Here is a 12,652-nt window from a genome sequence, read left to right as displayed (position 1 = left end):
ACCATGCTTCAGACCTGAAGGATCGAGGAAACGAGGAGCTGGGTATAGGCTTCGCGCGGGTCGTCGAGCACACGGTCCGTCAGGCCCTGCTCGATGACAAGGCCGTCCTTCATCACCATCATGCGGTGTGAGAGAAGGCGCGCGACGGCAAGGTCGTGCGTGACGATGATCGCCGAGAGGCCGAGGTCCTGCACGAGGGAGCGCAGGAGATCGAGCAGGCGGGCCTGCACCGAGACGTCGAGGCCGCCCGTCGGCTCGTCCATGAAGATCAGCCGCGGCGCGGTCACGAGGTTTCGGGCGATCTGCAGGCGCTGGCGCATGCCGCCGGAAAAGGCGCGCGGCTGGTCGTCGATACGGTCGAGACTGATTTCCACGCGGCCGAGCCAGTTGCCGGCCGTCTCGCGGATGTTGCCGTAGTGCCGCTCGCCGATGGCCATCAGCCGTTCACCGACATTGGCGCCGGCCGAGACCGCCATGCGCAGGCCGTCCGCCGGGTTCTGGTGCACGAAGCCCCAGTCCGTGCGCATCAGGAAGCGGCGCTCCGCCTCGCTCATGCGGGAGAGGTCGCGCATCTGGCCGTCGCGCATGCGGTATTCGACGGCGCCCGATGTCGGCATCAGGCGCGTGGCAAGGCAGTTGAGCAGCGTCGTCTTGCCGGAGCCGGATTCGCCGACGATGGCCAGAACCTCACCCGGCCAGAGATCGAAGGAGACGTTCCGGCAGCCGGTGCGCGCGCCGTAGAATTTCGAGATGTCGCGGACCTTGAGAAGCGGCGTGTCGGTCATTCGGCGGCCTCCTTGTCGTAGGCGAGATGACCGCGGTGGCCGTTGGCGCAGCGCTCCTCGCAATGGTCGGTGTCCGAGCAGACGAACATCCGCCCGCCCCTGTCGTCGAGCACCACCTCGTCGAGATAGACATCCTCCGCGCCGCAGAGCGCGCAGGGCTTGTCGAAGGTCTGGACCGCGAAGGGATGGTCCTCGAAATCGAGGCTGACGACCTCGGTATGGGGCGGCACGGCGTAGATGCGCTTCTCCCGGCCCGCGCCGAAGAGCTGGAGCGCTTCCGACATGTGCATCTTCGGATTGTCGAATTTCGGCGTCGGCGACGGGTCCATGACATAGCGGCCCTCGACCTTCACCGGATAGGCATAGGTCGTCGCGATATGGCCGTTGCGGGCGATGTCCTCGTAGAGCTTGACATGCATGAGGCCGTATTCCTCCAGCGCATGCATCTTGCGCGTCTCGGTCTCGCGTGGTTCCAGGAAGCGCAAGGGCTCGGGGATCGGCACCTGGTAGACGAGCGTCTGGCCGGCCGTCAGCTTCTCCTCGGGAATGCGATGGCGCGTCTGGATGATCGTCGCCTCGCGCGTCTTCGTCGTGACGGCCACATTGGCCACCTTCTGGAAGAAGGCGCGGATGGAGACGGCGTTGGTCGTGTCGTCCGCCCCCTGGTCGATGACCTTCAGCACGTCCTCGGGACCGAGGATCGCCGCCGTCACCTGCACGCCGCCGGTGCCCCAGCCATAGGGCATGGGCATTTCGCGGGAGGCGAAGGGCACCTGGTAACCGGGGATGGCGATCGCCTTGAGGATCGCGCGGCGGATCATGCGTTTCGTCTGTTCGTCGAGATAGGCGAAATTATAGGTCGCCAGGTCTGCCGTCGTCATTCTGCGGCCTCCGGAAGTTGGCTGTTTTCGCCGTGCGCCGCCTCGTATTCGCGCCGCATGCGGCGCACGAGATCGAGCTCGGCCTGGAAATCCACGTAGTGCGGGAGCTTCAGGTGCTCGACGAAGCCGGTCGCCTGAACGTTGTCGGAATGGGAGATGACGAATTCCTCGTCCTGCGCCGGGGCGACGATGTCCTCGCCGAATTCCTCCGCGCGCAGCGCCCGGTCGACCAGCGACATGGCCATGGCCTTGCGCTCGCTCTGGCCGAAGACGAGGCCGTAGCCGCGCGTGAACTGCGGCGGGTTCTTCGCCGAGCCCTTGAACTGGGCGATCATCTGGCACTCGGTCACCTGGATGCGGCCGAGCGAGACGGCAAAGCCGAGCTCCGGCATGTCCAGTTCCACCTCGACCTCGCCGATGCGCACTTCGCCGACGAAGGGATGGGTGCGGGCATAGCCGCGCTGGGTGGAATAGCCGAGCGCCAGCAGGAAGCCCTCGTCGCCGCGGGCGAGCGCCTGCAGGCGAAGGTCCCGCGCCATCGGGAACTCCAGAGGCTCCCGGGTGATGTCGCCCGGAACGTGGCCGTCCGGCAGGCTGCCGTCGTCCTCGACCAGGCCTTCGCCGGCGAGGATGTCGGAGACGCGCATGACCGGCTCGCCGGGCTCGTCGCGCTCCAGCGGCGCATCCACGGCCTCGTCGTTCAAAAGCGACGGGTCGAGGAGGCGGTGGGTGTAGTCGAAGGTCGGGCCGAGGAGCTGGCCGCCGGGCAGGTCCTTGTAGGTCGCCGAGACGCGGCGCTCGACAACCATCGAACCCGTCTCGACGGGCCTGGAATAGCCGAAGCGCGGCAGCGTCGTGCGATAGGCGCGCAGGATGAAGATCGCCTCGATCATGTCGCCGCGCGCCTGCCGGACGGCGAGTGCGGCGAGCGCGCGGTCGTAGAGCGAGGCTTCCGCCATCACGCGGTCGACGGCAAGGCCGAGCTGGGCGACGATCTGCTCGATGCCGATCGCCGGCAGCGAGCGGTCGCCGCGCCGGCGGTCGGCGAGAAGGCGGTGAGCGTTGGAAATGGCGGCTTCGCCACCCTTGACGGCAACATACATGGCTCACGCCTCCTTGACATGGACGACGGTGGTGCGCGGCAGGCAGAGGACCCGGTCGCCGGCCACGAGGACGAGATCGACGCCGCGCGGGAAGCCCTGGCGGTTCTCTGTCCAGAAATGCGGGAACATGTCCGGCAGGCCGACCGGCGCGATTTCCTCCCGGGTGCGGATACCCGGCCCCGTCAGGACCATCGGACGGCCGCCTTCGAAACCCTCGATCTCGACGACCAGCGTCGTCGAGCGATCGGGATATTCCTGCGTGCCCTGCGCGAAGAGGCAGAGATTGGGCAGCATCGCCCCCTTCTCCACGAATGCGAAGCGGGCGTTCTGGCGCTCCTCGGTCACGGTCGCGCCGGCATGGAAGGCCAGCCAGCCGGGCAGCGGCGAGGCTTTGAGCGTCGGTGTCAGCCAGACGGGCGTGTCATGGTCGCAGAGCGTCAGCGCCACCGCGCCGGCAGCGGCCGTCAGGGGCGCCGGCGGCATGACGGTCGCGGCCATCTGACCGATCGTGCCGGGGCGGGCCATGCAGTCCATCAGCGTGCGGAAGACGGCCTGGGCCTCGAAGACGGGCTCCTGAAAACCGCCGGCAAAGGGGAGCGTATCCAGTGTCATCAGTCCTCTCCGCGAACCATGGTGAAGAAATCGACGCGGGTGGCGGCCGTCTGGCGGGCCTTGGCCGCGTCCTCGCCGGCAACGCGCGCGGCAATGGCGGCGAGCAGCGCTTCCACCTCGGCCTTGCGGGCCGGCTGCTGGAAGAGCGCGTCGAAGATCGCCGCGAGCCGCGCCTTCGCGCCGTCCGTGCCGAGCGACTGGCCGTGACCGACGGTGCCGTCTTCGAGGCGGATGCTGGCGCGGCTCACCGTCGCCTCGCCGAGATTGAACGGCGCGCCGCCGCCGCCCATGCGTCCGCGCACCATGACGAGGCCGGTTTCGGGACCACGTACGGGCTGCACCGCGGGCTTGTCGGCCAGCGCATCGTAGGCCGCCTGCAATTCGGCGCGGCTCGCCTTCGCCAGCAGGCCCATCGCCCTCTGCCGCTCCCCGGCGCTATCCCTCGCCGTCTCGGCGGATTTTCCAACTGATGTCATTGCCTCATCTCCAAATGTCTATTAATCTAGACAACCGAACATCTAAGTCTCGTCTTAAACGGTGGGCGTGACAAGGGTATGACAGGGACATTCGCGGAGGCGGGAATGGTGGAACGGCAATCGGGCGTGGCACTCTGGCGGCAGATCGCGGACCGCATGCGCCTTGCGGTCAACAACGGCGATTTCGACGAGACCGGCATGATGCCGCCGGAGACGGTACTGGCGGGCCGTTTCGGGGTGAACCGGCATACGGTGCGCAGCGCCATGGCCGCGCTGGCCGAGGAAGGCATCGTGCGCCCCATCCAGGGCATCGGCACGCGCATCGAGCGGCGCGACCGGCTGCGCTTCCCCATCTCCCGCCGCACCCGCTTCTCGCAGGGCCTCGGCAACCAGGCCCGCGATCTCGAAGGAAAGCTGCTGGACGCGGCGACCGAGGCCGCCCCTTCCATCGTGACGAATGCCCTCGGGCTGGCGCCGGGCGCGCCCTGCGTGCGGCTGGAAATCGTCAGCAGCGCGGACAAGCGGCCGATCTCCCGCTCGACGAGCTATTTCCCGGCCGACCGTTTCGCCGGCATGGCGGAGGCCTACGAGGAAACCCGCTCGATCACCGCGTCCTTCCGGAATCTCGGCGTCGCCGACTATGTGCGGCGGTCAACGGAAATCTCGGCGATCCACGCGGAGGGCGACGACATGCGCCAGCTCAAGCTCTCTCCGGGCGCCATCATCCTCGTCGCCATGGCCGTCAACACCGACCTCGACGACACGCCGATCCAGTTCTCCCGCACCCGCTTCGCCGCCGACCGGGTCAAGCTGACGGTGGAGCCGGACGCCTGACGGCATTCAGCTTTCGAAATCCCCGAAGACGTCCTGCAGGCGGGTGAGCGTGTCGACGCGCTCGCTCACCTCATCGCCGAGGACGACGATGATGTTGCTGAGCATGAGGTCCATGACCGCGGTCATGGTGGCCGCGCCGTCCCAGAGCGGGCCGTGCGAGCCGGGCACGATGAGGCAGATGTCGGAAACCTCCGGTCCCCAGGGGCAGAACTCGTCGGTGAGCAGCACGACCTTGACGCCGGCGCGGCGGGCTTCCAGCGCCAGCGGCCGGGCCTTCGCCGCAAAGCGGCGCACGTCGTGCAGGAACAGCAGCCGCCCCTCGACGGAGCCGTCCAGCAGTTCGGCATAGGTGCCGTTGAGGCCGTCGACGAACTGCACGCGCGGGCGCGTATAGGAAAGCTGGCTTGCGAAATACTGCGCGATGCCGCGCACGTTCTGGTAGGCGGCGACATAGACTTCCGTCGCGCCGATCAGCGCGTCGATGGTCTGCTGCCATTCCGGCGCGTTGGTGATGGCGTAGATCTCGCCGAGATTGTCGATCTGCTGCTGGATGAGGCCGGCAAGGAGCTTGCCCTCCTTGCGGTCCTGCTCCAGCCGGGAGACCTGGCCCTTGACCTGCCAGGCGGGGTTGGAGCTGCCGCGGCGCAGTTCGCCCTTCAGCTCGTCGAGCCCGTCGAAGCCCATGCGCCGGAGATAGCGGCCGACGGTCATCGGCGAGACCTGGAGGCGCTGGGCGATGGAGCGCGCCGTCTCGAACGGCAGGTCGGCGATGTTGCGCTCGATATAGCGGGCGATGAGCTTGTCGGATTTGGACCGCCTGAGGTCGTCGGACTGAACGAGCTTCAGAATGCGTTTCGACACGTCGCCCCTCTCCTCGAAATCCCGCCCGTCGAGAAACGGGCGGGGACCAGTCGCGTTCACTGCGCCGTCTTGACCCGCGTCCACACGCGGTCCACCTGGCGCAGGGCCGGACCCAGATCCTCGAATATCTGGAGACGCGCCATCGTTTCGGCCGGCGGGTTGATTTCCTTGCTATTCTTGATCTTTTCCGGGGTCAATTCCCGTGCCGGAACATTGGCCGTGCCGTTGGTTTGCTGCGACACGTTGAGCGCCACGATTTCCGGGCGCGTATAGAACTGGAGGAACTTGATGGCGTTCTCCTTGTTCGGCGCGCTCTTCAGGACGCAAATGTCCTCCTGGTACATGGTCGCGCCCTCTTCCGGGATCACGTAGCCGAGGTCCTTCTCGTTGCCGAAGACGTCCACCATGGCGCCGACGAAAGCGTGGCCGGCGGCAACGTCCCCCGCCTGCACCATCGGCCGCTCGTCATAGGTGAAGGCCGCGACATCGGGCTTCATGGCGATGATCGTGTCGGCCGCCTGCTGGAGCTCGGCTGGATCGGTCGAGTTGATCTTGTGGCCGTTGAGGATGAGGCCGACGGCGAGCACCTCGCGCATGTCGTCGAGCAGGGTGAATTTCAGGCCCTTGGCCTTCACCGTCTCGATCAGGTCCTTCCAGCCGGTGACGTCCTTGCCGAGGATCTTGCGATTGTAGAAGATGCCCACCGAGCCCCAGGCATAGGGCAGGCAGTATTCGCCGTTCGGGTCGCTCTTGGCGCGCAGGAACGCCGGATCGATGTTCTTGAAGCCCTCGTAGGTGTTGATGTCGGTCTTCTCCAGAAGATCGAGCTTGGCCATGATGTCGTGCATGTGCACGGAGGGGAAGATGATGTCGTAGCCCGTCGCCCCGCCCTGGATCTTGGCCAGCATTTCCTCGTTGGAGGAGTAGGTCGAGAGATTGACCTTGATCTGGGTCTCCTCCTCGAATTTCTTGAGAACCTCGGGATTGATGTATTCGCCCCAGTTGTAGACGTTGAGGTCGCTGGCGCCCGCCATGCCCGCCGTCGCCACCAGGGCGATGAGGGAAAAGGCGGTGCGGCGCGTCCAGGCGCAATCGAATTTCGTCATGGAATGGTCTCTCCTCTGATGGTTCGGCCCGCAGGCCCCGGCGCTTTCCTTTGCGCCGCCGTTCCCGCCACGGCTTCTTTCGGCCGTTGACTTGGATGGCTAAATGGTATCCACATATCTAAATCGCACAAGCGTTATTTTTATAACATTTTGGGGAACGACGATGCGAGAATCCATAGTCCGCCTGGAAAGGGCGGCGAAGGCCTTTGCCACGCCCGAGGGCCAGACGGTCACGGCGCTCGACGCCATCGACCTGACCGTCCGGCGCAACGAATTCCTGACGCTGCTGGGGCCGTCGGGCTGCGGCAAGACCACCCTGCTCCAGGCGATCAGCGGCTTCGTCGAGCTCGATTCGGGCCGCATCCTGATCGACGGGGAGGACATGACGGACCGGCCGCCCTATCGCCGCCCGGTCAACACCGTCTTCCAGAACTACGCCCTCTTTCCGCACATGACGGTCGGCGAGAACACCGGCTATGCGCTGGAGGTCGCCGGCGCGGCGAAGGCGGAGCGCGCCAGGCGCGTCGCCGAGGCGCTGCACATGGTCGGCCTCGAAGGCATGGAAGGCCGCAAGCCGCGCCAGCTTTCCGGCGGCCAGCAGCAGCGCGTGGCGCTCGCCCGCGCCATCATCGCCCGCCCGAAGCTGCTTCTGCTGGACGAGCCGCTTTCCGCGCTCGACAAGAACCTGCGCCAGGCCATGCAGATCGAATTGAAGACGCTGCAGCACGAGCTCGGCATCTCCTTCATCTTCGTCACGCACGACCAGCAGGAGGCGCTGACCATGTCGGACCGCGTCGCCGTGCTCTCGGCCGGGCGCATCCAGCAGCTCGACACGCCGCGCGCCATCTACGACCAGCCGAAAAACAGCTTCGTCGCCACCTTCGTCGGCGCGAGCAATCTTTTCGAAGGGGAAGCCGCCGGCGGGCAGCTCGTCACCCGGGACGGCATCGCGATTTCCCACGGCCAGACCGGCTCTACGGGCGCGGCGACCGCGCTCATCCGCCCCGAGCAGTTCTTCCTCGCCGCCCCCGGCGACGATGCGCCGAGCCTCGACGTGGATCTCGAGCAGATCGTCTTCGTCGGCTCCACCTTCGAGCTTTTCGGCCGCACGGCAACGGGCCGGCGCGTGATCGCGGAAGTCCCCGCCGTCCGGCGCAACCTCATCGGCGAGATCGAGCAGTCGCGCCGGGCGCGCCTTGCCTACGATCCGGCCGCAGTCCACCTCATCCCCGCGGAGGCCGCCTGACATGTCGTCGATCGCCCTTCGCCGCCGCGCCCAGCTTGCCGTCCTCCTCGGGCCGGTCTCGCTGTTCCTCGCCGTCTTCTTCCTCGGTCCGCTCGCCATCATGATCGTGACGAGCTTCCTTGCGCCCGGCCTTTACGGCGGCGTGGAATGGAGCTGGTACCCGCACAATTACGGCCGCATCCTCGGCTTTGCCGATCCGATGTTCGAGGATTTCGATCCGATCTACATCGCCATCTTCCTGCGCTCGCTGAAGATCGCAGCGCTGACCGTCGTCGCCGCGCTCGTCGTCTGCTATCCGGCGGCCTTCTGCATCAGCCGGCTCTCCGACCGGTGGAAGAACTTCTGCCTCTTCCTGATCACGCTTCCCTTCTTCACCAGCCTGATCGTACGGCTCTTCGTCTGGGTGCTGATCCTGCGCCAGACCGGCCTCGTCAACGAGGTGCTGCTGACCTCGGGCGTCATCGCCCGGCCGCTCGATCTCATCTATACGGACGGCGCGATCATCCTCGGCATGGTCTATGTCTTCATCCCCTTCATGTTCATGCCGGTCTATGCCAGCGTCGAGAAGCTGGACTGGACGCTGGTGCGCGCCTCGCTCGATCTGGGCGCGGGGCCCGTCCGCACGTTCCTGCGCATCGTCCTGCCGCTGACGGCGCCCGGCATTGCCGGCGGCGCGGTGATCGTCTTCATCCCGGCGCTCGGCAATTTCGTCGTGCCGGCCATTCTCGGCGGCGCGAAGGTGATGATGCTGGGCAACCTCATAGAGCAGCAGTTCCTCGCCGCGCGCAACTGGCCCTTCGGTTCGGCGCTCGCCATGATGGTGATGAGCGTGATGCTGGTGCTGCTCTTCGTCTACGTGGTCGTTTCCGGCCGGCGCGGCCTCGACGCCGCCGCCGGACAGTGAGGAGGGCAAGATGAAGATCCTCGCCACCCTCGCCCGCGGCAGCCTGATTGCCTATACCGGCCTCTTCTTCGCCTTCATCTATATCCCGCTCGTGCTGATCGCGGTCTATTCGTTCAACGCCAACCCGATCAACATGATGACCTGGTCGGGCTTCACCACCGAATGGTACGCCCAGGTCCTCGGCTTCAAGACGACCATCTCGGAGAACGCGCTCTATCTGGAATCCACCGACCAGCTCCTGCAGGCCGTGTGGAACAGCCTGAGGATCGCCGCCTCCACCACCGCCATCGCCACCGTGCTCGGCACGGCGATGGCGATCGCGCTCTACCGCTTCGACTTCTTCGGCCGGCGCTTCTACCGGGTCGTCATGTTCATGCCCATGCTGATGCCGGACATCGTGCTGGGCATCGCGCTGCTGATCTTCTTCGTCAATGCGGGAATCGGGCTTGGCATCGGCACGATCATCATCGGCCAGTGCACCTTCCTGATCTCCTATGTCTTCATCGTGGTGTCCGCCCGGCTGGCCGGCATGGACCGCACGCTGGAGAACGCGTCGGCCGACCTCGGCGCCAACGAGTGGACAACCTTCCGCAAGGTGGTCTTCCCGCAGCTCCTGCCCGGCATCGTCGGCGGTGCGCTGCTCGCCTTCATCATCTCGATGGACGATCTCGTCATCACCTACTTCATCGCGGGCGTCGACGTGACGACGCTGCCGATGTTCATTTTCGCCATGCTCCGGCGCGGCATCAAGCCGGAGATCAACGCCATCGCCGTGATGATGCTGACCTTCTCCTTCGTCGTCGCCTCCCTCGGCCTCTACCTTCGCTCCCGGCAGAAATGACCATGAACAGAAAGACAAAGCCTCGCGCCCGCGACCTCGGCCTGCCCTTCACCGGCCGCACCGGCCCCTTCAACGCCATCACCGATGTCGAAGGTGTCGCGGTCGGCCTGCGCACCATCCGGGAAGAAACGCCGCGCCCCGGCCGCCGGCTGCCGGTGCGCACCGGCGTCACCGCCATCCTGCCGCATAGCGAAAGCGAGACGCCCGTGCCGGTCTATGCCGGCGTGCACCGGTTCAACGGCAATGGCGAGATGACGGGCACGCACTGGATCGAGGACGGCGGCACCTTCCTCGGTCCCGTCATGATCACCAACACCCACGGCGTCGGCATCACCCACCACGCGACGATCCGCTGGATGCTGGAACGCTACGCCTCGACCTACGAGATCGGCGATTTCCTCTGGCTGATGCCCGTCATCGCCGAGACCTATGACGGCGCGCTCAGCGACATCAACGGCATGCCGGTGACCGAGGCGGATGCCCGCGCGGCACTGGAAAGCCTCTCCAGCGGCCCTGTCCCGGAGGGCAATTGCGGCGGCGGCACCGGCATGATCACCTATGGCTTCAAGGGCGGCACCGGCACCTCCTCCCGTATCGTCGCCTATGGCGACAGGGACTACACGATCGGCACGCTTGTGCAGGCCAACCACGGCCAGCGCGACTGGCTGACGATCTGCGGCGTGCCCGTCGGCAAGCACCTTCAGGACAACACGCCGCAAAGCCAGCTCAAGGAGCGCGGCTCGATCATCGTCGTCATCGCGACGGACCTGCCGATGGCACCGCACCAGTTGAAGCGCCTCGCCCGCCGCGCGGCCATCGGTATCGGCCGGAACGGCACGCCCGGCGGCAACAATTCCGGCGACATCTTCCTCGCCTTCTCCACCGCCAACCCGCAGCCGATGGCGCATCGCGCGCCAGCGCGGCTCAACATCGAGATCGTCAACGACGAGCAGCTCGACGCGGCCTATCTAGCCGTGGTGGACAGTGTGGAGGAGGCGGTGGTGAACGCCATGCTGGCGGCGGAAGATGCCGGCGGCACGCCGCACGACCGCTTCCGCATCGACGCCATAAGGCATGACGACCTGATGGCCGTCATGCGGCGATACGGCCGGGCCGTTTAGTTTGCGGTGCCGTCAGGCGTGACGCGCTGGCTGTCGCCGCCCGTGCCGGTCTGCGGGGTGGGATCGCGATCCGTCGGAACCGTCTGGCCGCCGCCCGGAACGCTGTCGTCGATGGTGTTCTGGCTCGGCTCACCGGCACCGTTTTCCGTCGAGGAGGTCTGCGAGGCATCGACCGGCGCGGAGGGATCGGCCCGATCGCCCCAGAACTCGACCGCGCCCCAGACGAGGAAGACGAGAACGAGGCTGATGCCGAGCACCTTCAGCACGGGCCAGCCGGGTCCGCCCTGCCTTGCTTCCCGCGCCGAATATTCCTTGCGGACCGGATCGTGGGTGCGGGTGATCGGATCACCGCGTTCGTCCTGCTGATGCGTCATGGCTTGTTCTCCCTGAAAGTCGTCTCGGGAAGAAACTGGCCGTGCGACGGAAAAGTTCCCTTTCCTCAGGCTTCCGCCGGCCCGTCGAGCCCCAGCGCTTCGAGCAGGCGGCGCTGGCGCAGCAGGAGATGCGTGAGCGCGACGACGTCGCCCTTCGCCGGCTGGTGCGTCATGCCCTCCTCCACCGCCTCGGCGATGGCTTCCAGCGTATCGGCGATCTCGCGGGAAAGGACGTGCAGTTCGGCAAAGCGCGGATCGGCGGCCGCCGCCGCGAGCGTGGCGGCGGTAACGCGGCCGATGCCCTGCGGCACCCTCGCTCCCGCATCGACATATCCCTCCGGCAGGTCGCCCTTGAGATTGACGACCCGGCGATGCCGGATCACATCGATGATCTGGTCGACCGCCTGGCAGGCGCCGGCGACGCGGGAGGGATGATCCGTATCGGCCGCCGCATGGGGCAGGAGCTCGATCTTTCCGGGATGGCGCGCTGCGAGCTTCAGATAGGGCAGCATCGGCCCGCTGAGCGCGCCGCTCGTCGCGTTCCTGAAGAGATCGGCGTCGATGGCCGCATGGCGCACCTGCCCGGAGGCCAGCACCCGGTCGAGCGCCGTCGTGTCGACCACCTCGCCGCGGTCGTAGTTGACGACGACCGCCCCGCGCTTCATCGCCGAAAGCACCGCCTCGCCGACGATGCCGGCATTGGCGTAGAGGCGCGTCGCCCCGTCGAGCCGGCCGAGGCCGACATGGACGGAAAGCACGTTCGCGCCCTTCGCCGCCTCCACCGGCGTTTCCGCGTAGTCGAAGCCTTCGGCCTCGATCCATTGCCGGTGCCGGGCGCGGGCATGGACGACGACCTGCATGCCGAAGGCGCGGGCGAGCTTCGCCACCTCCCGGCCGATATTGCCATAGCCGATGAGGGCCATCCGCTGGCCTTCGAGCTTTGCCGTCGGGTGGGATTTGAGGTCGCGTCCCGTATCGAAATCGCCCGCGGCGACGCGCTTGTGAAGGAGATCGACCGGCAGGTCCGGCGTCACCTTCAGCACCGCCTTCATCACCATCTGCGCCGTCGCGCGGCTGTTGATGCCGGGCGTGTTCATCAGCGGGGCGGTGCCGCCCTCGCCGTCGCCGCCGCCCCAGGAGGCCGAGGCCATGTTGGCGGTGCCCGCGCCGATGCGCACGCCGCCGAGCGGGAAGGCCGCCTGCCGGGGGATGAAGGTCGCCGCCGCGATCAGCGCATCGTAACGGCCGTCGGCGGTCTGCGCGATGATCTCGACCTCGGCGCTGAGGTCCGGCTGGTAGAAGAAGTGGATGCCGGGCTCCAGCGTCTCGCGCCGATACGGGCCTTCATGGAAGACCCCGCCGCGCGCCTCGATATGCGCCTTCGCCTCGCTCGGGTCCGGCCGCCCCTCCGCGTCGAGGCGAAGGCCGATCAGGTCGGAAACGAGGACCTTGTAGGCACGCTTGGGATCATCCGGCCGTCCCTCGTCCGCAAAAGCCGCGTTTCGATC

13 protein-coding genes and 1 pseudogene are annotated in these 12,652 nt (G+C 66.8%); 5 read left to right on the top strand and 9 right to left on the bottom strand.

All coding sequences use genetic code 11. The annotated features are described in order from the left end of the window. Nucleotides 1–8 precede the first annotated feature (8 nt). From phnK to phnG, 5 genes are read right to left on the bottom strand one after another with little or no spacing between them, the layout of a single operon-like run. Nucleotides 9–785 carry a phosphonate C-P lyase system protein PhnK gene (phnK, locus tag L0976_RS14025; protein ID WP_203315606.1) on the bottom strand — a complete coding sequence of 259 codons (777 nt, stop codon included), beginning with the start codon at nucleotides 783–785 and terminating at the stop codon, nucleotides 9–11. Next, nucleotides 782–1,666, bottom strand: coding sequence for an alpha-D-ribose 1-methylphosphonate 5-phosphate C-P-lyase PhnJ (locus L0976_RS14020; protein ID WP_203315605.1), 885 nt, complete (start codon nucleotides 1,664–1,666; stop codon nucleotides 782–784). Before L0976_RS14020 ends, phnK begins: the two co-directional genes overlap by 4 nt. Then, nucleotides 1,663–2,769, bottom strand: a complete 1,107-nt coding sequence (locus L0976_RS14015) for a carbon-phosphorus lyase complex subunit PhnI (RefSeq protein WP_203315604.1) — start codon at nucleotides 2,767–2,769, stop codon at nucleotides 1,663–1,665. The genes L0976_RS14020 and L0976_RS14015 overlap by 4 nt, the downstream gene beginning before the upstream one ends. 3 nt (nucleotides 2,770–2,772) lie before the next feature. Continuing rightward, complete coding sequence (gene phnH, locus L0976_RS14010) at nucleotides 2,773–3,381, bottom strand: phosphonate C-P lyase system protein PhnH (RefSeq protein ID WP_234187953.1); 609 nt, start codon at nucleotides 3,379–3,381, stop codon at nucleotides 2,773–2,775. Further along, entirely contained in the window at nucleotides 3,381–3,857 is a 477-nt protein-coding gene (gene phnG, locus L0976_RS14005; RefSeq protein ID WP_203315602.1) for a phosphonate C-P lyase system protein PhnG, read from the bottom strand. The genes phnH and phnG overlap by 1 nt, the downstream gene beginning before the upstream one ends. A 105-nt stretch (nucleotides 3,858–3,962) precedes the next feature. Here phnG and phnF point away from each other — a divergent pair, with 105 nt between their 5' ends. Further along, on the top strand, nucleotides 3,963–4,691 hold the full coding sequence (gene phnF, locus L0976_RS14000) for a phosphonate metabolism transcriptional regulator PhnF (protein WP_234187952.1): 729 nt from the start codon (nucleotides 3,963–3,965) through the stop codon (nucleotides 4,689–4,691). A 6-nt stretch (nucleotides 4,692–4,697) separates the two neighbouring features. On the opposite strand, the gene L0976_RS13995 is transcribed toward phnF, so the two are convergent. Continuing rightward, a complete protein-coding gene (locus L0976_RS13995) occupies nucleotides 4,698–5,552 on the bottom strand; it encodes a MurR/RpiR family transcriptional regulator (protein WP_203315600.1) in 855 nt (284 codons plus the stop codon). A 56-nt stretch (nucleotides 5,553–5,608) separates the two neighbouring features. Next, a complete protein-coding gene (locus L0976_RS13990) occupies nucleotides 5,609–6,658 on the bottom strand; it encodes a spermidine/putrescine ABC transporter substrate-binding protein (protein WP_234187951.1) in 1,050 nt (349 codons plus the stop codon). A gap of 163 nt (nucleotides 6,659–6,821) precedes the next feature. Here L0976_RS13990 and L0976_RS13985 point away from each other — a divergent pair, with 163 nt between their 5' ends. From L0976_RS13985 to L0976_RS13970, 4 genes are read left to right on the top strand one after another with little or no spacing between them, the layout of a single operon-like run. Further along, nucleotides 6,822–7,904: an ABC transporter ATP-binding protein gene (locus L0976_RS13985; RefSeq protein ID WP_234187950.1), complete on the top strand. Its 1,083-nt coding sequence runs from the start codon at nucleotides 6,822–6,824 to the stop codon at nucleotides 7,902–7,904. 1 nt (nucleotide 7,905) lies between these two features. Beyond that, nucleotides 7,906–8,808 carry an ABC transporter permease gene (locus tag L0976_RS13980; RefSeq protein WP_234187949.1) on the top strand — a complete coding sequence of 301 codons (903 nt, stop codon included), beginning with the start codon at nucleotides 7,906–7,908 and terminating at the stop codon, nucleotides 8,806–8,808. A gap of 10 nt (nucleotides 8,809–8,818) precedes the next feature. After that, nucleotides 8,819–9,649 carry an ABC transporter permease gene (locus L0976_RS13975; protein ID WP_234187948.1) on the top strand — a complete coding sequence of 277 codons (831 nt, stop codon included), beginning with the start codon at nucleotides 8,819–8,821 and terminating at the stop codon, nucleotides 9,647–9,649. After that, on the top strand, nucleotides 9,646–10,770 hold the full coding sequence (locus L0976_RS13970; protein ID WP_370643666.1) for a P1 family peptidase: 1,125 nt from the start codon (nucleotides 9,646–9,648) through the stop codon (nucleotides 10,768–10,770). Before L0976_RS13975 ends, L0976_RS13970 begins: the two co-directional genes overlap by 4 nt. On the opposite strand, the gene L0976_RS13965 is transcribed toward L0976_RS13970, so the two are convergent. Together L0976_RS13965 and L0976_RS13960 are read right to left on the bottom strand one after the other, a co-directional pair. Further along, complete coding sequence (locus tag L0976_RS13965) at nucleotides 10,767–11,144, bottom strand: hypothetical protein (protein ID WP_234187946.1); 378 nt, start codon at nucleotides 11,142–11,144, stop codon at nucleotides 10,767–10,769. The genes L0976_RS13970 and L0976_RS13965 overlap by 4 nt on opposite strands. A gap of 65 nt (nucleotides 11,145–11,209) precedes the next feature. Beyond that, nucleotides 11,210–12,622: pseudogene (locus tag L0976_RS13960) on the bottom strand (NAD(P)-dependent oxidoreductase); the annotation flags it as partial. Nucleotides 12,623–12,652 lie beyond the last annotated feature (30 nt).

Origin of the sequence: Shinella sp. NM-101 (genome assembly GCF_021401195.1) — a bacterium.
In the GTDB taxonomy this organism is placed as follows: domain Bacteria; phylum Pseudomonadota; class Alphaproteobacteria; order Rhizobiales; family Rhizobiaceae; genus Shinella.
The sequence above is the reverse complement of the archived record's forward strand: the minus strand, read 5'-3'. Positions and strand labels throughout refer to the sequence as shown.

What these genes read in the sequence shown, in the direction of transcription:
- L0976_RS14020 (WP_203315605.1), bottom strand. Translation starts at nt 1,666, where the DNA reads ATGACGACGGCAGACCTGGCGACCTATAATTTCGCCTATCTCGACGAA.
- phnK (WP_203315606.1), bottom strand. Translation starts at nt 785, where the DNA reads ATGACCGACACGCCGCTTCTCAAGGTCCGCGACATCTCGAAATTCTAC.
- L0976_RS14015 (WP_203315604.1), bottom strand. Translation starts at nt 2,769, where the DNA reads ATGTATGTTGCCGTCAAGGGTGGCGAAGCCGCCATTTCCAACGCTCAC.
- phnH (WP_234187953.1), bottom strand. Translation starts at nt 3,381, where the DNA reads ATGACACTGGATACGCTCCCCTTTGCCGGCGGTTTTCAGGAGCCCGTC.
- L0976_RS13985 (WP_234187950.1), top strand. Translation starts at nt 6,822, where the DNA reads ATGCGAGAATCCATAGTCCGCCTGGAAAGGGCGGCGAAGGCCTTTGCC.
- L0976_RS13990 (WP_234187951.1), bottom strand. Translation starts at nt 6,658, where the DNA reads ATGACGAAATTCGATTGCGCCTGGACGCGCCGCACCGCCTTTTCCCTC.
- L0976_RS13975 (WP_234187948.1), top strand. Translation starts at nt 8,819, where the DNA reads ATGAAGATCCTCGCCACCCTCGCCCGCGGCAGCCTGATTGCCTATACC.
- L0976_RS13970 (WP_370643666.1), top strand. Translation starts at nt 9,646, where the DNA reads ATGACCATGAACAGAAAGACAAAGCCTCGCGCCCGCGACCTCGGCCTG.
- phnF (WP_234187952.1), top strand. Translation starts at nt 3,963, where the DNA reads ATGGTGGAACGGCAATCGGGCGTGGCACTCTGGCGGCAGATCGCGGAC.
- phnG (WP_203315602.1), bottom strand. Translation starts at nt 3,857, where the DNA reads ATGACATCAGTTGGAAAATCCGCCGAGACGGCGAGGGATAGCGCCGGG.
- L0976_RS13965 (WP_234187946.1), bottom strand. Translation starts at nt 11,144, where the DNA reads ATGACGCATCAGCAGGACGAACGCGGTGATCCGATCACCCGCACCCAC.
- L0976_RS13980 (WP_234187949.1), top strand. Translation starts at nt 7,906, where the DNA reads ATGTCGTCGATCGCCCTTCGCCGCCGCGCCCAGCTTGCCGTCCTCCTC.